This is a genomic window from Roseateles paludis, assembly GCF_039872745.1.
GTDB classification, from domain to species: domain Bacteria; phylum Pseudomonadota; class Gammaproteobacteria; order Burkholderiales; family Burkholderiaceae_C; genus Pelomonas; species Pelomonas paludis.
In genome coordinates this window covers 1,150,391-1,170,106 of the sequence record NZ_JBDPZD010000002.1, presented here as the reverse complement: position 1 = coordinate 1,170,106, position 19,716 = coordinate 1,150,391, and the positions used below count along the sequence as shown (strand labels likewise).

Genomic DNA, 19,716 nt, shown 5'->3' with positions numbered 1-19,716 from the left:
CAGTGTGGCACGACGCGCTCGGGCGCACCGCCCCCGGGGCTACGCAGAACGCGCCCGCAGGGCATCTCAATACCGAAACCTACATCGATCACGATCAAAAAATAATCAGTCTTTTGATTAATTGGCTGGCTGTAAATGGCGTTAACCCGGGGTGAAGCGGCAAATAGAGTCAGACTATATGGTGTTGTCCCGAGCTAGGCGCCGGGCGCCGGGGCTCGCAGAATTCCGCACTGCTTTGAAGGACCGACCCGCTTTGATTGGCCACATGCTGACGCGCACCACGCTCCCGCCGACCATGAAGGCCGTAGCCCAGCTGGCCGGCGTGTCGACGATGACGGTGTCGCGGGTCGTCAATGGTGTGGAAGTAGTGCGGCCCGACACCGTGGCGCGGGTGCGCGCCGCCATCGAGCAGCTCAACTACCGCCCCAACACCTCGGCCCGCATGCTGGCCGTGCAGGAGCAGGTGGGCGTGGGCGTGCTTTACAGCAACCCCAGTGGCGGTTACCTCGGTGAGATCCTGGTCGGGTTGCTCGAAGGCTCCGGCCACCAGCAGATGCCGGCCCGTGTGGTGCTGGACAAATGCCCGCCCGGCGCCAGTGAGGTCGAGCGGGCCACCGAGCTGATCGCCAGCGGGCTGCAGGGCCTGGTCTTGCCCCCGCCGCTGTCCGACAACGCCGAGCTGCTCGACGCTGTCGAGGCCGCAGGCACCCCGGTGGCCTTGGTGGCCAGTCGGCCCCCCGGCCCGCAGCGCGACCTGGTCAGCACCGTGACGGTGGACGACGCCGCCGCCGCGCAGGAAATGACCCGCCACCTGATCGGCCTCGGTCATCGCCGGATTGCCTTCATCCGGGGTCCGCTGAGCCAGGCCGCCAGCCGGCACCGGCTGGAGGGCTTCCAGCGCGCCATGGCAGCGGCGGGCCTGGCCGTGGCGCCTGAACTGGTGGTGGACGGCGACTTCACCTACCGCTCGGGCCTGGACGCGGCCGAGCGCCTGCTGGCCCAGGCGCAAGCCCCGACGGCCATCTTTGCCGCCAATGACGACATGGCCGCCGCCAGCGTCGCCGTGGCGCACCAGCGCGGCCTGCATGTGCCGGGCGACCTGTCCGTCGTCGGTTTTGACGACACCGCCATCGCCACCACGGTGTGGCCCGAGCTGACGACCATCCGCCAGCCGATTGCCGAGATGTCCTGCCGCGCGCTGCAGATCCTGGTCGAACAAATTCACGACCAAGTCAACAGACATCTGATCTCCCCTGAGAATGTGGTCCTGGGCCACACCCTGGTGCGTCGGCAATCCGACGCGCCGCCCCGTGTGCGCCCGGCCGTGCGGGCTTCGCCAAGCGCGGTACTTGACCCCTGACGTCCGCGCCCGGCGCGGCTTGCGCCCATGAGACACCTCGGCTCTTTCCTCCTGCGCCTGCTCGGCGGCCTCGCGACCGCGCTGTTGATCTCGGCCCCCGGCCGCGCCGAAGACGGCTACCAGCTCTGGCTGCGCTATGCCGCCTTGCCCCAGGCCGAGGCCACGGCGCTCAGCCGCCAAGCCGGCCGCGTGCTGTTGCCCCCCAAGGCCGGTGCGATGGCGCAGGCTGCTGCCGATGAACTGGAACGCGGCATCGCCGGCCTGAGCGGCCGCAAGCCGGTGCGCGGCAGCACCTGGCAGGGGCCGGCTGTGGTGCTGGCGCTGCCCGGCCAATGGTCGGCGCTGCAACTGCTCGATGCCGATTTGAAGGCACTGCGTGAGGGCGGTTATGTGCTCCGCACCATGACCGCAGGCGGCCAGCGCGTGACGGTGATCGGCGCGGCCAGCGAGCGCGGCCTGCTCTACGGCAGCTTTGCCTGGCTGCGCGCATTGCAAACCGGCGCCGATGTCGCCCGGCTGGATCAGCGCGCCGAGCCTAAGTTCGTCTGGCGCATGCTCAACCACTGGGACAACCTGGACCGCACCGTCGAGCGCGGCTATGCCGGCCAGTCGATCTGGAACTGGTGGGAGCTGCCCGACATGCGCAGCACCCGCTACCGCGACTACGCGCGGGCCAATGCCTCGCTCGGTATCAACGGCGTGGTGCTGAACAACGTCAACAGCAAGCCCGAGGTGCTGGCGAGTGACTGGCTGCCCAAGGTGGCTGCCATTGCCGAGGAGCTGCGGCCCTATGGCCAGAAGGTCTTCCTGTCGGTGCGCTTCTCCTCGCCCAAGGAGCTGGGCGGCTTGCCCAACTCCGACCCCGCCAACCCGGCGGTGCGTGCCTGGTGGCAGGCCAAGGTCGACGAGGTCTACCGCCTGATCCCGGACTTTGGCGGCTTCCTCGTCAAGGCCAACTCCGAAGGCCAGCCGGGCCCGCATGACTATGGCCGCACGCACGCCGAAGGCGCGGCCCCGATGGCTGACGCGCTGCGCCCGCATGGCGGCCTGCTGGTCTGGCGTGCCTTCGTCTACTCGGAGGCCGACGCGACCGACCGCGCCAAGCAGGCCTACCAGCAGTTCGTGCCCTGGGACGGGCAGTTCGCCAGCAATGTGGTGGTGCAGGTCAAGAACGGCGCGATCGACTTCCAGCCGCGCGAGCCCTTCCACCCGATGTTCGGCGCCATGCCCAAGACCCAGCTCGGCATGGAGTTCCAGATCACCAAGGAGTACCTCGGCTTTGCCACGCACCTGGCCTACCTGGGCCCGATGTACGAGGAAGTGCTGCGCGCCGACACCCACCAGCCTGGCGGCAACGGGCCGGCCACGGTGGCGCGCATCCTGGACGGCAGCTTTTACGGCGACGGTCGAGTCACGATGATGGCCGGCGTGGCCAATGTGGGCAGCGAGCGCAACTGGAGCGGCTCGCACTTCGACCAGGCCAACTGGTATGTGTTTGGCCGCATGGCCTGGGACCCTGAGCTCAAGAGCGACGCCATCGCCCGCGAGTGGGTGCAGCAGACCTTCAGCGTGCCTCAGCCGGCGCGTGAGTCCATCGTGCAGATGATGCAGGGCTCGCGCGAGGCCGTCGTCAACTACATGACGCCGCTGGGCCTGCATCACCTGATGGCCACCAGCCACCACTACGGGCCGGGCCTGTGGGTGTCTGAATTGGCGCGGCCGGAGTGGAACCCGGTCTACTACCACCGTGCCGACAAGTCCGGCATCGGCTTTGACCGCAGCGCACGCGGCAGCCAGGCGGTGTCGCAGTACGCGCCGGCCGTGGCCGCGCGCTGGGGCCAGCCGGCCACCACCGAGCCTGAGCTGCTGCTGTGGTTCCACCATCTGCCGTGGGACTACAAGCTGCCCTCGGGCCAGGCCTTGTGGCCCGGTTTGATCGCCCACTACGACCTGGGCGTGCAGCAGGTGGCCGCGATGCGGGCGCGCTGGGCGCAGCTGCAGGGCGTGATCGACCCCGAGCGCTTTGCCGACGTGGCGGCGCGCCTCAAGGCGCAGGAGCGCGACGCACAGTGGTGGCGCGACGCGAGCATTGCCTACTTCCAGTCGGTCAACGGGCTGCCGCTGCCGGCGGGGGTGAAGCCGCCCGCGCTCAAGCTTGAGGACTACAAGGCGCACAAGCTGCATTACGCGCCTTGAGTTTGCGCAGGCTCCTGGGCGCATGGCCGGGACGTGAAAAGCGACGTGCCGGCCCGCAGGCTCAGACGGCCCCGCGACGGGCTTCCAGCTCGTTGCGGATCTCGTACATGCGCTTCTCGGTCAGGCCAAAGCCGGCGATGACGATGATGGCGAGCAGCAGGCCGACGGCCGGGATGCCCGAGAGAAACACGCGCATCAGGAAGATGGCGTCGTCGCTCTGAGCGGGCAGGTCGGCATTGAAGCCGGTGAACTGCAGCACCCAGCCCGAGCCCAGGTTGCCCAGCGCCAGGCCGGCCTTGGAGATCCAGGACGCGCAGGCTGAGAACGAGCCCTCGCGGCGCAGGCCGGTGTCGAGCTCATCGCTCTCGATCACGTCGGCCAGCGTCGAGCCGTAGATGGTCCAGAAGCCCGCGCCGGTGAAAGCCACGAAGCCGCTGGCAAAGAGCTGCAGCCACGGGATGTTGGGGTTGTAGAAGAACCAGTCGCCGATGAAGGCGCAGATGGCCAGCGCCAGGATCACGAGCAGCGCATTGCGCTTGCCCACGCGCTTGGAGAGCCACACCGAGAACGGGATGCCCACAAGGCCGAACACCATGCCCGAGACGCCCATCAGGGTGTTCCACTTGGCGCCCATCTCCACATCGCCCTTGCAGACGTAGTAGACGGTAGCGTAGTAGCCCAGCGTGCCCACCATGGCGGTGGCCATCATGTAGGCCAGCATCATCCCGAGCACGCGGCGGAAGCCGCGGTTCTTGAGCGTGCGGTAGAGCGTGTCCTTGAAGGGCACGCGCTCGGCCGACTGCGCGACCACGCGGTCGTAATAGCGCTCGCGGGTCATCGAGAAGATCAGGATCGACAGGATGATCATGATCGCGCCGAGGATGGTCGTGTAGACCTGGGCGCCGTGCAGCACGTCGGGCTTGCCGGCGGCGTCATGGAAGATGGCCAGCGTGGTGAACTGCGCCGCGCCGAACATGGCCAGCTCGGGGATCTTCTGGATGGCCATCTTGGTGGCCATCAGGCGCGTGCGCTCGTGGTAGTCCGGGGTCATCTCGGAACCGAGGCTGACCCAGGGCATGTTGAAGCAACTCATCACCGGCACGTAGAGCACCAGGGAGACCAGCATGAACCAGAAGTACTCCATCTCGGTCCAGCCGCGGCCCACGGCAAACATCAGCGGCAGGCCGATGCCCGACAGCACACCACCGATCAGGATGAAGGGCCGGCGCCGCCCCCAGCGCGAGCGGGTGTTGTCCGACACCCAGCCGAACATCGCGTCCGACACCGCGTCCACCAGGATCTTGACCCCCAGCGCCGTCGAGATCAGGCCCGGCGAGACCTTGAGCCCGATGTTGAACACGTGGAAGGCCAGGGACTGGTAGAGCCAGTGGCCCCACATGTCCAGGAAGGACCCGAAGCCGTAGCCGACTTTCTGGGAGGTGGGGATGCGGTCTTGCGGGGCGGTGGCGTGCATGAAAGAGCAAGGGCCCGAAGGCCCCTTTCAGGGTCAGAGGATTTTTCGGAGTCGCATCACGTCCGCGTAGTAGCGGGCCGAGAGCTTGGGGGTGCGCACCTGGGTCTTGAAATCGCAATGCACGATGCCGAAGCGACGGGCGTAGCCGTCCTCCCACTCGTAGTTGTCGATGAAGGACCAGAGGAAGTAGCCCTTCAGCGGCACGCCGTCGGCAATGGCGCGGTGGGCCTCGCGAAGGTGGGCACGCAGGTAGTCGCGGCGGTGGGTGTCGAACACCTCGCCGTTGACGACGGGTTCGTCGTCGTAGCCGCAACCGTTCTCGGTGATGTACACCGCCTTGTGACCGTAGCAGTCAGCCACGAGCTTGGTGCCCCAGTAGATGCACTGCGGCACCAGGCGCAGCCAGGGGCTGTCGGCGCGCGGGTAGTTCGTCGGCACGGGCAGCGCCTCGTAGGCGGCACCGTTCTTGCCGGCGCGCACGTAGGTGGCGCTGTAGATGTTGACGCCGAGGAAGTCGGTCGGCAGGCTGATGAGAGCGAAGTCGCCGGGCTTCACGTCGGGCGCGTCGGCACCCACGCGCTTGAGGAAGTTCTCGGTGTACTTGCCGGCGTGGATGGCGCCGAGCACCTGGGCGTTGCGGTCGATGAACCAGGCCTTGGCGGCGGCGATGTCGGCCGGCGTTTCGGTCACCGGCACGGCCACGCCGCAGTTGTCGGTCAGGCCCACGATGGCGCCCTTGCCGCCGTACTGGCGCACCGCGCGCACGCCGTGGCCGTGGCACAGCAGCGCATGGTGGTAGGTCTGGTTGACGACCTTGGGCGTCTCGCGACGACCCGGCGCCTTGGTGCCGGTGCCATAGCCCAGCAGCGTGAAGCAGACGATCTCGTTGAGGGTGATCCAGTGCTTCACGTTGGCGGCGAATTCCTTCACCACCGTGTCTGCGTAGCGGCCGAAGGCATCCACCGTGAGGCGCGAGGTCCAGCCGCCGCGGTCTTCCAGGGCCTGGGGCAGGTCCCAGTGGAACAGGGTCACCCAGGGCTCGATGCCGTGCTTCTTCATGCTGGCGAAGAGCCGGCGGTAGAAGTCGATGCCCTTGAGGTTCACCTCCCCGTCGCCCTGCGGGTAGATGCGTGGCCAGGCGATGGACAGTCGGTAGGTCTTGACGCCCAGCGAGGCCATCAGGGCGAAGTCCTCGTCGAAGCGGTGGTAGTGGTCGCAGGCGACCTCTGGGGTGTCGCCGTTGTGGACCTTGCCGGGGATGCGCGCGAAGCGGTCCCACACGGACTCGCCCTTGCCGTCCTCGGAGGCCGCGCCTTCGAGCTGCGCTGACGCGGCCGCGACGCCGAACACGAAGTCTGCGGGGAAGGCGCTGTCATAGCCCGACGGCGAGGGAGCCGCTGCCTGGCGCTTCTTGTCGGCAGCGAAGGCCGCCGTGGGCGCCAGGGCGGGTAGCGCGGCAGCGGCGAGGAGTTGGCGACGACGAGGGGTGTGGCTCACAGGATCTTCCTCTCTTGCATGACGCGGCTGTAGTAGCGGGCCGAGAGCTTGGGGGTGCGTACCTGGGTCTTGAAGTCGCAATGCACGATGCCGAAGCGACGGGCGTAGCCGTCTTCCCACTCGTAGTTGTCGATGAAGGACCAGAGGAAGTAGCCGTCGATGGGCACACCGTCGGAGATGGCGCGGTGCACCTCGCGCAGGTGGTTGCGCACGTAGTCGCGGCGGTGCAGGTCGATCACCTCGCCGTTCTCGACGGGCTCGACGTCGTAGCCGCAGCCGTTCTCGGTGATGTAGATCGACTTGTGCTCGTAGAGCTCCTGGCACATGCGCGGGGCCCAGTAGATGGCCTGCGGAATCATGTTGAGCCAGACGCTGTCGGCGCGCGGGTAGTTGGCGGGCAGCTTCAGGGCCTCGTAGCCGCGCGGGAAGGCCTCGCCGGAGGCGGCGCGGATGTAGGTGGCGGTGTAGATGTTGAGGCCGAGGAAGTCGGTCGGCTGGCTGATCAGGTCGAAGTCGCCGGCCTCCCAACTCGGGGCGTTGGCGCCCTCGCGCTGGAGGTAGTACTCGGAGTAGCCCTTGCCGTGGATGGCACCGAGGATGTGGGCGTTCTTGTCGCTGAACCAGGCCTTGGCGGCGGCGATGTCGGCCGGCGTTTCGGTCACGGGCACGGCCACGTCGCAGTTGTCGGTCAGGCCGACGCGGGCGCCCGGGCCACCATGGGTGCGCACAGCCGCGACGCCATGGCCGTGGCAGAGCAGGGCCACGTGGTAGGTCTGGTTGACGACGGCGTCGCTTTCCTTGCGGCCCGGGGCCTTGGTGCCCGTGCCATAGCCCAGCACCGTGAAGCAGCGGATCTCGTTCAGGGTGATCCAGTTCTTCACCACGCTGGAGAAGGCCTTGACGATGGTGTCGGCGTAGATGCGGAAGGCATCGGCCGTGGCGCGGCTGGTCCAGCCGCCCTTTTCTTCCAGGGCCTGGGGCAGGTCCCAGTGGAACATCGTGACCCAGGGCGTGATGCCATGCTTGGCCATGCTGGCAAACAGGCGGTGATAGAAGTCGAGGCCGGCCTGGTTGAGCTGGTCGTCGCCCTTGGGGTAGATGCGCGGCCAGGCGATCGAGAGGCGGTAGTGCTTGACGCCCAGCGAGGCCATCAGCGCGAAGTCTTCGTCGAAGCGGTTGTAGTGGTCGCAGGCGACATCGAGGTTGTCGCCGCCCACCACCTTGCCGGGGATGCGCGCGAAGTGGTCCCAGACCGACTCGCCCTTGCCGTCGGCAAAGGCCGCGCCCTCGATTTGGGCCGACGCGGCGGCCACCCCGAACACGAAGGTTTCGGGGAAATTGCTGGAGTAGGTAAACGTTGTCATTTTCGGTTTGACCGGCAGGCGTCTTAGCGGTTCAGGTGGGGGAGGAGAGCTTCCGCCCAGAGGCGGTAGCCAGCTTCGCTCAGATGCAGGAGGTCAGGGAAGACGTCTCGGGAGAGGCTGCCATCCGGCCGCATCAGGCGGGCGTTGATGTTAAGCACTTCCACGGAATTTGCATCAGTGAGACCCGCAATCAAGGTGTTGATGGCCTCATTGCGGCGGCGTTGGTGGCTACTTGCGAGCTCATCGCGCGGAAAAATGCTCAAAACGAGGATGCGGGCGCCGGGCAGGCGCTGGCGCAGTTCCTGGACGATGGCGCGGATACCGGCGGCCGTGGCCTCGGGCTCGTCCTGGCGGTCGCCGGTGTTGTTGGTGCCGATGTGCAGGACCACGGTCTTGGGCGAGAGGCCGTCCACCTCGCCATGCTGCAGGCGCCAGAGCACGTTCTCGGTCTTGTCGCCGCCAAAGCCCAGGGCCAGACCGCCGCGCGGCGCGAAGACTTCATCCCAGACCTTGCGGCCGTCCTTTTCCCAGCCCTCGGTGATGGAGTCGCCGATGAAGACGAGGTCGATGGCCTCGCCCTTGGCGCGGCGATCGCGCACCTCGGCCAGCTTGGCCTCGTGGCGGGGCATCCACCAGTCGATCGACCAGACCTGGTTCAGGGGGCTGGGGGTGACGGCGACGGTGCGCGGGTCGGGGCAACTGGCCGTGCCCTTGCCATCGCGCCGGAAGCGGATATTGGCCACCGCGACCTCGGCCGTGCCGCTGCCCTCCAGCACAAAGGGCTGGGTGACGCGGCTGAAGTTGTCCTTGGGGCGCGCAAAGCAGCGCATCGAGAAGGCCAGGTGCTGCCAGCCCTGGCCCTGCAGCGCGCGAGAGGGCAGCACGTAGTTGACCTTGCGGTAGCAGTCGGTACCGCAGCCGATGGCGACGCTGAAGCCGCCCTTGCTGGCTTCGGTGACCTTGACGTCGAACTCCAGCGTGCCATTGAGGAAAGGACGCAGATCGGCCGTGCCCTTGGGGTGGGTGGGCTCCAGGCGCAGGGCGGCGTACCAGGCTTGCTGCCAGCGCAGGGTGATGGCGTCGCCGTCTTTGTCCTTGGTGCTGCGCTCGGCCTCGACACGGCTGTCGGGCACGCGGGGTGTGTCCGACTTGGGCACGGTCACCGGCTCGTCGCGCAGCTCGATCTTGGATTCGAAGTCGGCCACCACGAAGCGCAGCCCTGCACCGCCTTGCTGGCTCATCCAGTCGAGCGGCCTGGGCGTGGCGAGATTCAGGTTCAGGTTCAGATTCAGGGCGCTGCAGGGCGCCACGCTCAATGCCAGCAGAAAGACGCCCAGGGGTGGCAGGACACGGCGGCTCATCGGGGGGACTCCAGGGTGGTCGACAAACGCCGACTCTGCCCGGCCGCGAGCGGAACCACCACAGCACGATCCCGATATCGGACCCGCAATTGCTGGGTCACAGTGGCGTGCAGTTGCACCTGGGTCAGCCGGCCGTCCTGCCAGGCCAGGTCCACGATGACGCCGCCGCGCGCCCGCAGGCCCCGCACGCTGCCCGTGCCCCAGGCGCTGGGCAGGGCGGGCAGGAGCAGCAGCTCGCCGTCGTGCGACTGCAGCAGCATCTCGGCGACGGCGGCCGTGTAGCCGAAGTTGCCGTCAATCTGGAAGGGCGGGTGGGCGTCAAACAGGTTGGGGTAGGTGCCGCCGTGGTTGTTGGCTTCGGAGCCCGGGCCAGATTGCTCGGAGGCCCGTGCGCCGGGCGTGGCCAGCAGGCCGCGCAGCATGCGGTAGGCACGGTCGCCATCCTGCAGCCGGGCCCAGAGCGCCATCTTCCAGGCCATGCTCCAGCCGGTGCCGGCGTCGCCGCGGGCCGCCAGGCTCTTGCGGGCGGCGGCGGCCAGCTCGGGCGTGCGGGTGGGCGAGATCTGCCGGCCGGGGAAGACGGCGAAGAGGTGCGAGACGTGGCGGTGGGTGTCGGCCGGGGTGTCGAGCACCGGGTCGTCGGTCTTCTCGTTCAGCCATTCCAGCAGCTGGCCCCAGCGGCCGATGCGGGGCCCGGCCAGGCGGTCGCGCAGGTCGTGGGCGGTGCGCTCGAACTCGCGGTCACCCAGGACCTGGGCCGCGCGGGCCGTGGCATCGAACAGCTCCCACAGGATCTGCTGGTCGTAGCTGACCCCGTCTTCGACAGGGCCGTGCTCGGGCGACCAGCCGCCGGGGGCGACGAGGCGACCGTCGGGCAAGGGCCGCAGCTGGTCCTGCCAGAACTGGGCGGCTTCCTTGAGCACCGGGTAGGCCGTGGCTTGCAAGAAGCGCCGGTCCTGGGTGAAGGCATAGTGCTCCCAGAAGTGCAGCGCATACCAGGCGTTGCCGGTCTTGTTCCAAAGGTAGCCCATGGCCCCGAAGGGGTTGGACTCGGTGCGCACCGTCCAGCCGCGCGCCGGTGCTCCTTGCGGCGAGAGGAAGGTCTCGAATGGCGGCTGAAAGGCGTTGTCCCAGGGCTGAACTTCTGGGGGCAGGGGCGCCTTGCTTTGCGCCAGGGCGGCGCGCTCAGCCACCGCGCGCCGCCACTCGGGCGCGAGGCTTTGCACAAAGTGGTGGAAGGGCCGCGCCAGCTCGGCGAGGTTGCTCACCTCGGCCGGCCAGTAGTTCATCTGGACGTTGATATTGGTGTGGTAATCCGCGTTCCAGGGCGGGGTCTTGCTGGCGTTCCACAGGCCCTGCAAGTTGGCGGGCAAAGAGTTCCTCGAGCTGGCGATCAAGAGGTAGCGGCCGAACTGGAAGTGCAGAGCCTCCAGCTCGGGGTCAGAACCGTCGCGGGTGTAGGTGGCCAGGCGCTCATCGGTGGGCAGGGCGCGGCGCTCGGCGCTGCTGGTGCCGAGGTCCAGCGACAGGCGCTGGAACAGGGCCTGGTGGTCCTTGAGGTGCTCGGGCCAGAGCTGGGCTGGGCGCTGGGCGGCCTTGTCCACCTGGCGGGCCACGCGGGGCAGGGGGTCGTCCTTGCCCCGGTAGGCCTGGGCCGCGTCGGGGACGTAGTTGGTGCCGGCGCCCAGCAGGAGGGTCAGGCTGTCGCAACCCTTGAAGGCCAGGGCCTCGCCCTCGGCCTTGAGCGTGCAACCAGGACTCTTGCCACTCGGCAGCACGCGCAGCTGGCTGGCGTAGCGCAGCGCAGGCGTTTGGGGCCGAGGCTGCGGCAGCTGGCCCACGGCGGTGATGCGGTCGCCCTGGGCTGTGAGGCGGGCACCGTGGGCGTCGGTCAAGCGGACGCGGCCGCTGTACTGACCGGGTCGGTCAGCGTTCAGCTTTAGCACCAGCACCTGCGCGGGGTGGCTGGCAAAGGCCTCGCGTTCGAAGCGCGTGCCGCCCGCCTGGTAGCTGACGACGTGCCGGCCTTCGCCCAGGCGTAGCTCGCGGCGGTAGTCGCTGACTCCGTCTTGGCCCTCCAGCTCGATCAGCACGTCGCCAAAGGGCTGGTATGCGCCCATGACCTCGCGGTCGCCGGTCCAGAGCGTGATGTCGTTGAACTGCACGCGCTCGCGTGCGACCTGGCCAAAGAGCATCGCGCCCAGGCGGCCGTTGCCGATGGGCAGCGCCTGCTGCTCCCAGCCGGCGTCCGTCAGCGGCGCGGGCTGCGCATAGTGCAAGCGCAACTCACCCGCCGCCAGGCAAGGCGTTGCCGCCCACCCGACTGCGGCGAGCGCGAGAGCACAGGCGCGGATCACGAGTCCTACTTGGGCAGGCGGCCCATGGTGACCTTGAGCACCTGGGGCTCGTCCATCAGGTTCAGGCCCCAGTCCACCTGGTCGCCGTTCCAGACGCGTTCCATCTCCCAGCGCCCATCGGGCAGGAAGCGGCCTTGCTCGACGCGCAGCTGCATGCCCGCGAGGCCCTCGCGCGGCTTGAGGCGCACGCGGGTGTTCTGCCCGATGACGAGGAACTGGTCCGGCGCGATCTCGGCAATGGCGACGCCGCCGCGCGGCTGGTCGTTGTGGGGCCGCTTGTCGAGGCCGGTCCAGCTCTCCTCGCCAAACATCCACTGGCGGTAGCTCAGCTCGGCGACCCAGTCGCCCATTTCGATCTTCTGCAGCGAGCGGTCATCGGGCTCGGCAGCGCCCCAGGTCTTGCCGGCATAGGCCCAGGCCGCCCATTGGCGCTGGATGGGCGCAAACACCTTGAACACCTTGCCGAAGGGCGCCACCATGCTGGCGTCGGTCGCCTGCGAGCCCAGCGGGAAGTTGTAGTACGGGAAGTAGTCGAGCCCGAAGGGCGTCACGCCCAGCGAGCCCGCACCCAGCACGGCGTAGAGGTAGCGCGCGTAGGGCGCGCCGTTGCCGATCTCGGGCACCCACAGCGCGTTGTCGCTGCGCTTGTAGAGGCGGATATTGGCCGCCACCTGCTTGGACTCGGCGTTGTAGATGTCGGGCGCGGCGATGTCGATGCTGGGCGCTGCGGCCTTGTAGATGTCGATAACGTCGTAGTGCGGGCCGCCGCTGGCGAAGTTCTTCTTCCAGGGCGCCATCGGCTCGATGGGGTTGCGCAGTGCGTCGTTGACGTACATGGGCAGGTTGTAGACCGCACGGCCGGCCTTGGCCACCTGCTCGATGTAGCTGGCAATGGCCCAGGTGTGGAAGTACTCGTCGGCGTAGTCGCCGTAGACGGCTTTCCAACTTCCGGAAGGTGCGCCCGAAGCGGCACCGGCAACAGGCGCCTTCTGGCGCGCCAGCACAGCAGCGGGCACGGGCTGCTCAAACGCCGCCTGCGCACGGGCGCCAAAGTCACGCACCAGGCCATAGGTGCCAACCTCGTTCTCGACCTGCACCATCAGCACGGTGTGCTGCTCGCCGTCGATCTTCTTGAGGTGCTTCATCAGCTCGACGAAGGCGCGGCGGTCGGACTTGAGCGTCTCCTCGCCGAAGGGGCTGAGGCAGTAGCTCGGCTTGCCGTCCTGGTCGACCATGGCCGGGAAGCGCTTGGGGTTGAGGCGCACCCAGGGCGGCGCGTAGGACGGGCCGGTGTTCTTCCAGGTGCCGAACCACAGCAGCACGACGCGCTTGTTCTGCTGACGCGCTTCGCGCAGCAGCACCTCGAGGAAGCTGAAATCGAAGCGGCCCTCCTCGGGCTCGATCTGCTCCCAGGCGATGGGCATCAGCACGGTGTTGGCGTTGGCGTCCTTGAGGGCCGACCACACCTGCGGCAGCGCACGCGGGTAGTTGCTGGAGTTGTGGGCCTGACCGCCGAGGATCAGGAAGGGCTTGCCGTCCACCAGCAGGGCGTGGCGGCCGTCTTGCGAGACGAGGCGAGGGGGCTCGGCACGGGCCGGTGTGGCCAGGCTGCTGGCCAGCAGCAGCGTGACGAGAGCCTGGGCGAGCGATCGCAGGGAACGGAAATGCATGTGAAGTCGCGACGTCGGGCGTCTTGATGCGATGGGGCGACGAGCTTACGGCCGCAGCAGGCGGCCGTAAGCAGGGGGAACGTGAACCTGCGGCGGGCAGCTCGTGGCCGCCCGCCGCAGGTGCGCGGGACTCAGAACGAGTAGCGCGCCATCACGGTGTAGCGCGGGCCCGAGGCGAACACGGCGCGCGTCTTGAACCCGACATGCTGTTGCATCAGCTGGCGGTAGAGCGAGTCAGTCAGGTTGGAGCCTTCGAGACCGACCGTCAGCTTGTCGTCGAACTTGTAGAACAAGCCGGCGTCGAGCTGGCCGAAGCCATCAGCCCAGGTCGGCAGCGCCCAGGCCACATTGGTCTGCCCCTTGGTCGGGCTGCTCGGGTTGGTGTCGAGAGCGTCACCACCTTGCGTGCCGTTCACGTTGACGTTCTGCAGGTACTTGGAGCGCCAGCTGTAGGCAATGCGCGCCGAGATCGGGCCCTGGTCGTACATCAGTGCCAGGTTGAACGCGTTCTTCGACAGGTTCTGCAGCGGCAGGTTGCCAAAGGTGCGGCCGTCCAGATCGCAACCGTTGAGGTTCAGGTTCACGTTCGCGGCAGAGTTGCCGCCCGTGCAGTAGGCCTGGGTCACCGGCGTGTACAGCTTGGTCTTGCTGCTGACGTAGGTGTAGTTGGCCTGCATGCCGAGGCCCGAGAACGCGCCCGGCAGCATGTCGAAGTAGGTCTGGAACGCGAGCTCCACACCCGAGGCCGAGCCCTTGGCGCCGTTGATCGGGCTGGTGACGACGAAGTCCTGGACCTTGTTCCCACTGTCAGGCAGGCCAATGATGGACGTCTGGTTGATGATGACGTCCTTGAGCTGCTTGTGGAACACAGCACCCGTCAGCGAACCCGTGCGGCTGAAGTACCACTCGGCCGTCAGGTCCATCTGGTTGGAGCGGATGGGCTTGAGCAGCGGGTTGCCAGCAGCCGACCCGGTGCGCGTCACGCTGGTCACATTGGTCACGCCGGAGTTCTGGTCGGTCGTGCCGGCAAAGTCCTGGTTCAGCGTGGTTTGTGCTTGCAACTGGCTGAAGTCGGGGCGCGAGATGCCCGTGCCCAGCGCAAAGCGGTATTGCAGTTCGTTCGATGCCTTCCAGCGCAGGTTCAGGCTGGGCAGGGCATTGGTGTAGGTGTTGGTGTAGTCCTTGGTCTCGCTGAAGTCCTTGATGACCGGGACCGACACACCCGTGGTGTTGGGCGGGATGGCCTTGCCGGTATAGACCGTGCTGCCGTGGGCCGTGGCCTGGGTGCGGACGAGGCGCAGACCGACGTTGCCGTCGATGTTCATCGAGTCGTCGCCGAAGCGCAGTTGGGCGTAGGCCGCGCGGTTCGATTCCTTCTGCAGGTTGGTCAGCGCCGGGTCAAGGCCCAGCGTGGCCGGTGTCCATTTGTCGCAGGAGCCCCAGCCCTGGGCGGCCACTTGCTCGGCGCACAGGATGTCGTGATAGCCCTGGAGCTTGGCGTAGCTGGTCGGGAAGCCGGTGGCCGTGGCCAGGGTCGGCATGATCAGCGAGGGCACGTTGGCCTTGCCGTTGAAGAAGTTCTTGAACTCGTGCGTGTAGGTGTCGCCACTGAAGCGCGGGTCGTTCAAGCGGGCCAGGCCGCTGATGTTCCAGCCCACTTGCCAGGGCTGGGTGATGGCAGCCCAGTGGTAGTTGCCGGTGCTGTTGGTGGTCTCGGCGTCGCGCTCCGCGATCCGCACGCCAAAGCGCAGGTCGTGCAGGAAATCGCTGTCGGCGAAGTTGTACTTGGCGTCACCCTTCCAGGCCTTTTCCGTGGCCTTGCCCCGGTCCATGTGTTCCATGGTGAAGGCCCAGTAGTAGTTGGCTGGGTTGGCGAGGGCAGCCCTGTCGGCATCGTCGAAGACCAGGCTGGGGATGGAGCCACGCAGGTCCAAGGTTTCCTTGGCCATCTGGGCGCCGGTGGCCACCGTGGAGTCGAAGCTATTGGTCTTGGCGGTGATGAACTGCAGGTCGGACTTCAGCGTCCATTGGGCGTCGGGCTTGTAGGTGAAGTTCCAGCCGATGTCCTGGGTCGTGGAGTTGCGCAGGGACGTGCGGGTGTCGGCGCCGAAGTCGAGCTTGGAGCCGTCCTTCATCGACAGCGTGCCGTAGGTCAGGGCGCCGTTGCCGTCCCACTGGCCGTTGGCCACCTGGATGTTGTAGGGGCTGCCGATCTGGGCAAAGATGGCGTTCTCGTCCCACTGCATCTTGTACTTCGATTGGAAGTAGGTCAGCGAGGACTCCATGTTGTCCTTCTTCCACTGCACGGCGGCATAGGTGCCATCGCGCTTGCGGTCGAATTCCAGCGTGCGCCACTGCGAACCCTTGGGCACCCAGTAGGTGCCGGTCTGGCCGGGCACGGCGTCGGTGCGCGGGTAGTAGGGCTCGACCTGGAAGGCGTCGGTGCGGGTGCCGCTCTTGGACGTGGCCAGGCTCAGCAGCATGCCGATCTTGCCGGCCGGGGTGTTCCAGGTGTTGGACAGCAGGCCCGAGACCTCGGGGCGGTTCTTGCCCTTGAGCGTGGAGTACGTGCTCTTGGCCGACAGGCTGGCCTTGAAGCCGGCGTAGTCGAAAGGCAGGGCCGTGCGGAGGTTCACCAGACCGCCGATTGAACCTTCAATCTGCTCGGCCGAAGGGTTCTTGTAGACATCGACGCCGGCCATCAGCTCGGGCGGCACGTCTTCGAAGTTGAGCGCGCGGCCACCGTTGGCGGAGAAGGAGTCGCGGCCGTTCAGCTCGGAGCGGACATAGGTCAGGCCGCGGATGCTCACGCCCGAGCCTTCGACCGAGTAGTGCTCGGGGTCGCCCTTGGACATGGTGCGGTCGATGGTCACGCCCACGATGCGCTGCAGCACTTCGGTCACCGAGCGGTCGGGCAAGGCGCCGATGTCGGACGCGACGATCGAGTCAACGATTTCGTCCGAGCTTTGCTTGATCTTCTGGGCCGACTGCAGGGCGGCGCGCTTGCCGCTGACGACGACGGTTTCGATCTTGTCGGGGTCTTGTCGGCCGGTGCAGTCTGCGCGAACGCGAGGCCACCCCAGAGCAGGGCGGCTTGCGTGGCGGCGATGGAAACGGCGGTCCTCTGGAATCTCATCTGATGTCTCCTAGCTAGGAATGGAAAGGCGCCGAGAGCCGGGGGGTCTCTCGGGCGCGGGCGCACGTGGGCCTGGGGCTGGCTTGCCAAAGGGGGGCGATGGGGCGGATGTACCGCTACATCATGGCGATCCATCGGTATGAAGGATGTACCGCTACATCAAATCAATCCGCGTCAGGCGGAAGGCTGGCTTACCGAGGTGGGCCGCTCTTGACGGGCGTTCTCGTGCGGCAAAGTTATCGATTTGCGACATGCCCGACCAATCGCGCTTTTCGCCCAATCCATACGAATCTTGAATAGCGTTGCGCTGCCGTCGCGCCGTCTCATGGTGATCCCTAGGGCCTGAAGCCCGCGACCAAAAGTGGGAGCGCTAACGCTTGCGCGAGGCTTGCTGCGCGGTGCCTTGGCCGGCCGATTCAGCCGCGCCAGGCGGACACGAATTCGCGCGCCTGGCGGGCAATTTCGGTCGCGTTTTGCCCGGGCCGGTAGAGCGCCCCGCCGAGACCAAAGCCATCGGCGCCCGCCGCCCGGTAGGCCGCCATGCTGGCCGGCGTGATGCCGCCCACGGGCAGCAGGCGCACGCTGGCGGGCAGCACGGCCCGCAAGGCCTTCACCACGGCGGGGCTCACCAACTCGGCCGGGAAGAGCTTGACCGTGTCAGCCCCGGCCTCCAGCGCCGCGAAGACCTCGCTGGGCGTGGCGGCGCCCGGGATGCACACCAGCCCTGCGTCACGGGCGGCGCGGATCAAGCCCGGCGCGGTGTGCGGCATCACCACCAGGCGCGCCCCAGCCGCGCGCAGCGGGGCCAGCAGCGCGGCGTCCAGCACGGTGCCTGCGCCCAGCACGGCATCCGGTGGCAGCGCCGCATGCAGTGCCTCCACCGAGGCCAGGGCCTCGGGCGAGTTGACGGGCACCTCGATGAGCCTGAAGCCCTCGGCATACAGAGCCTGCCCGATGTCGGCCGCTTCGTCGGGCCGCACGCCGCGCAGGATGGCCACCAGGGGCAAGGCCGCCCAGGCGGCGTCGAAGGCAGGGCAGGCGGGGGTGGGCATGGACTCAGTGTGCAACGAAGGAGGCCAGGGCGCGCCACACGCATTGCGCTGGATCGGGCACGGGCTGCAATGCCACGTCAGGGGCGCACAGGGCCAGCGCCTGGGCGTAGCGGGCCGTCAGGGCCTCCTCGCCGACCAGGGCCAGCGGCGCGTCTGCCGCGTGCTGGCGGCGCCAGGCCAGGCCGGCACGCAGTTCATGGCCCAGCAGCAGGCCCGACAGCAGCTCGCGCAGCGCGGCGCCGGGCCACTGGTCGATCAGGCCGCGCGTGCGCACGGCAAAGAGCTGGTGCAGCAGGCCGCCGCCGTCGTCCTGCCAGGCTGCGCGCACGCCCTCGGCGAAGGCGGCCTGGCAGCTAGGAGCGTGGTCATGGTCAGGGGCTGGAGCGCTCCAGTCCATCTCCTGGGGCAGCAGCCGCCCCAGCACCGAGTGCTGGCTGAGCACGGCAAAGAGCTCGCCCGTCATGTGGGTGGCAAAGCCCTGGATCTGGCCTTGCCGGACCCACGCCCACTTCGAGTGGGTGCCGGGCATGACGAGCACGCTCGAAGCGCGCAGCGTTCTGGCCGCGCTGAGCGCACCCAAAGCCTGGGTTTCTTCGCCGCGCATCACATCAGGCGCTTGCCCGGCCAGGGTGCAGCACAGGCCAGGCAGCAGGTGCACGGCCTGGCCTTGCCAGTCCACCCGCACGCTGGCGGCGACCAGGGCGGCAGCGTCGGCCGGGCAGGGCAGGTAGGGCGCCTCGCGCCAGCCATGCTGGCTGCCCGCCATGCCGCAGGCCAGCACGGGCAGCAGGACGCCGCTGGGGCCCACATGCCAGTCGCCGATCAGGGCCGTCAGGGCCATCGAGAAGGCGGTGGCGCCGCCGCGCAGCGTGGAGGCGCCTGCGTCCGCGTGGCGGGCCTCCAGCACCGTGCCATCGGCCGCCAGCAGGGCGGCGCGCAGCCGGCTGCTGCCCCAGTCCAGGCCGATCAGGGCTGCGTCGCCGTGCATCCCGGCGGGCCGGGCCGCCAGGGTCACCACTCGGCGACGCTGCCGTCCTCGTGGCGCCACAGCGGGTTGCGCCAGTCGGGTGCCCGCAGGCTGGCTTCGCGGATATGCGCCTCGTTCATCACCACGCCGAGCCCCGGCTTGGTGAAGGGCAGCATGTAGCCGTCCTGGATCACGAAGTCCTCGGGGTTGAGCACGTAGTCCAGCGGCTCGACGCCCTGGTTGTAGTGGATGCCGATGCTTTGCTCTTGCAGCACCGCGTTGTGCGAGACGAAGTCCAGGTGCAAGCAGGCGGCCAGCGCCACCGGGCCCAGCGGGCAGTGCGGCGCCAGGGCCACGTCGTAGGCCTCGGCCATGGCGGCAATCTTGAGGCACTCGCTGATGCCGCCGGCATGCGAAGGGTCGGGCTGCACGATGGCCAGGCCGCCGGCCTCAAACACGCGCTTGAACTCGAAGCGCGAGTACATGCGCTCACCGGCGGCCAGCGGGATGCTGGTGTGCTGCGCGAGGCGCGCGTAGTGCTCGTCCTGCTCGGCCAGCACGGGTTCCTCGACGAACAGCGGCCGGTGCGGCTCCAGCTCGCGCAGCATGGTCTTGGCCATGGGCAGGCCGATGCGGCCATGGAAGTCGATGCCGAACTCGATGGTGTTGCCAAAGGCCTCGCGGATCTCGGCGATGCGGGCAATGGCGGCGTCCACCTTGGCGCTGTTGTCGAGCGGGCCCATCTCGACGCTGCCATTCATCTTGAAGGTGTCGAACCCCCGCTCGTGCAGGCGCTTGATGTCGCGGATCACGTCCGAGGGCCGGTCGCCGCCGACCCAGGAATAGACCTTCATCTTGTCGCGCACCAGGCCGCCCAGCAGCTGGTAGACGGGCACGCCCAGGGCCTTGCCCTTGATGTCCCACAGCGCCTGGTCAATGCCGGCGATGGCGCTCATCAAGGTGGGCCCGCCGCGGTAGAAGCCGCCGCGGTACATGACCTGCCAGAGGTCGTTGATGCGCATCGGGTCCTGCCCCACGAGGTAGGGCGCGAACTCGTGCACGGCAGCCTCGGTGCTCAGCGATTTGCCTTCCACCACGGGCTCGCCCCAGCCGTCGATGCCTTCGTCGGTTTCAACCTTGAGGAACATCCAGCGCGGCGCGACGCGGAAGGTGGAGAGCTTGGTGATCTTCATGGGGCAGCGGATGCGGTGGCTAGGGCCTGTTAACACTACGGGAATGGGTCGCGAGTTAACAGGCCCTCGCCAGCTTAAGAGGGCGCCCC

General features: G+C 67.9%; 12 protein-coding genes. 2 read left to right on the top strand and 10 right to left on the bottom strand.

Features of this window, described 5'->3' with window-relative positions; genetic code table 11:
- Nucleotides 1–265 precede the first annotated feature (265 nt).
- On the top strand, nucleotides 266–1,360 hold the full coding sequence (locus ABDJ85_RS11140; protein ID WP_347704829.1) for a LacI family DNA-binding transcriptional regulator: 1,095 nt from the start codon (nucleotides 266–268) through the stop codon (nucleotides 1,358–1,360).
- A 27-nt stretch (nucleotides 1,361–1,387) separates the two neighbouring features.
- Nucleotides 1,388–3,556: an alpha-glucuronidase family glycosyl hydrolase gene (locus ABDJ85_RS11135; RefSeq protein WP_347704828.1), complete on the top strand. Its 2,169-nt coding sequence runs from the start codon at nucleotides 1,388–1,390 to the stop codon at nucleotides 3,554–3,556.
- Between the two features lie 61 nt (nucleotides 3,557–3,617).
- Here the strand turns inward: ABDJ85_RS11135 and ABDJ85_RS11130 are convergent, their stop codons facing one another.
- From ABDJ85_RS11130 to dgoD, 10 genes are all read right to left on the bottom strand, one after another.
- Nucleotides 3,618–5,030 (bottom strand): MFS transporter, encoded by a 1,413-nt coding sequence (locus ABDJ85_RS11130; protein WP_347704827.1) that lies wholly within the window; start codon nucleotides 5,028–5,030, stop codon nucleotides 3,618–3,620.
- 33 nt (nucleotides 5,031–5,063) lie between these two features.
- Nucleotides 5,064–6,527: a GH1 family beta-glucosidase gene (locus tag ABDJ85_RS11125; RefSeq protein ID WP_347704826.1), complete on the bottom strand. Its 1,464-nt coding sequence runs from the start codon at nucleotides 6,525–6,527 to the stop codon at nucleotides 5,064–5,066.
- Nucleotides 6,524–7,891 carry a GH1 family beta-glucosidase gene (locus ABDJ85_RS11120; protein WP_347704825.1) on the bottom strand — a complete coding sequence of 456 codons (1,368 nt, stop codon included), beginning with the start codon at nucleotides 7,889–7,891 and terminating at the stop codon, nucleotides 6,524–6,526. Before ABDJ85_RS11120 ends, ABDJ85_RS11125 begins: the two co-directional genes overlap by 4 nt.
- A 23-nt stretch (nucleotides 7,892–7,914) precedes the next feature.
- Complete coding sequence (locus ABDJ85_RS11115) at nucleotides 7,915–9,252, bottom strand: GDSL-type esterase/lipase family protein (RefSeq protein ID WP_347704824.1); 1,338 nt, start codon at nucleotides 9,250–9,252, stop codon at nucleotides 7,915–7,917.
- Nucleotides 9,249–11,531, bottom strand: coding sequence for a glycoside hydrolase family 95 protein (locus ABDJ85_RS11110; RefSeq protein WP_347704823.1), 2,283 nt, complete (start codon nucleotides 11,529–11,531; stop codon nucleotides 9,249–9,251). The genes ABDJ85_RS11115 and ABDJ85_RS11110 overlap by 4 nt, the downstream gene beginning before the upstream one ends.
- A gap of 83 nt (nucleotides 11,532–11,614) precedes the next feature.
- Complete coding sequence (locus ABDJ85_RS11105) at nucleotides 11,615–13,279, bottom strand: DUF5597 domain-containing protein (protein ID WP_347704822.1); 1,665 nt, start codon at nucleotides 13,277–13,279, stop codon at nucleotides 11,615–11,617.
- Nucleotides 13,280–13,410: 131 nt separating this feature from the next.
- Nucleotides 13,411–16,254: a TonB-dependent receptor gene (locus ABDJ85_RS11100; protein WP_347704890.1), complete on the bottom strand. Its 2,844-nt coding sequence runs from the start codon at nucleotides 16,252–16,254 to the stop codon at nucleotides 13,411–13,413.
- A 577-nt stretch (nucleotides 16,255–16,831) separates the two neighbouring features.
- Entirely contained in the window at nucleotides 16,832–17,467 is a 636-nt protein-coding gene (locus ABDJ85_RS11095; RefSeq protein ID WP_347704821.1) for a 2-dehydro-3-deoxy-6-phosphogalactonate aldolase, read from the bottom strand.
- A gap of 4 nt (nucleotides 17,468–17,471) precedes the next feature.
- Nucleotides 17,472–18,482: a 2-dehydro-3-deoxygalactonokinase gene (locus ABDJ85_RS11090; protein ID WP_347704820.1), complete on the bottom strand. Its 1,011-nt coding sequence runs from the start codon at nucleotides 18,480–18,482 to the stop codon at nucleotides 17,472–17,474.
- Nucleotides 18,479–19,663 (bottom strand): galactonate dehydratase, encoded by a 1,185-nt coding sequence (gene dgoD / locus ABDJ85_RS11085; RefSeq protein ID WP_347704819.1) that lies wholly within the window; start codon nucleotides 19,661–19,663, stop codon nucleotides 18,479–18,481. The genes ABDJ85_RS11090 and dgoD overlap by 4 nt, the downstream gene beginning before the upstream one ends.
- Nucleotides 19,664–19,716: the final 53 nt, after the last annotated feature.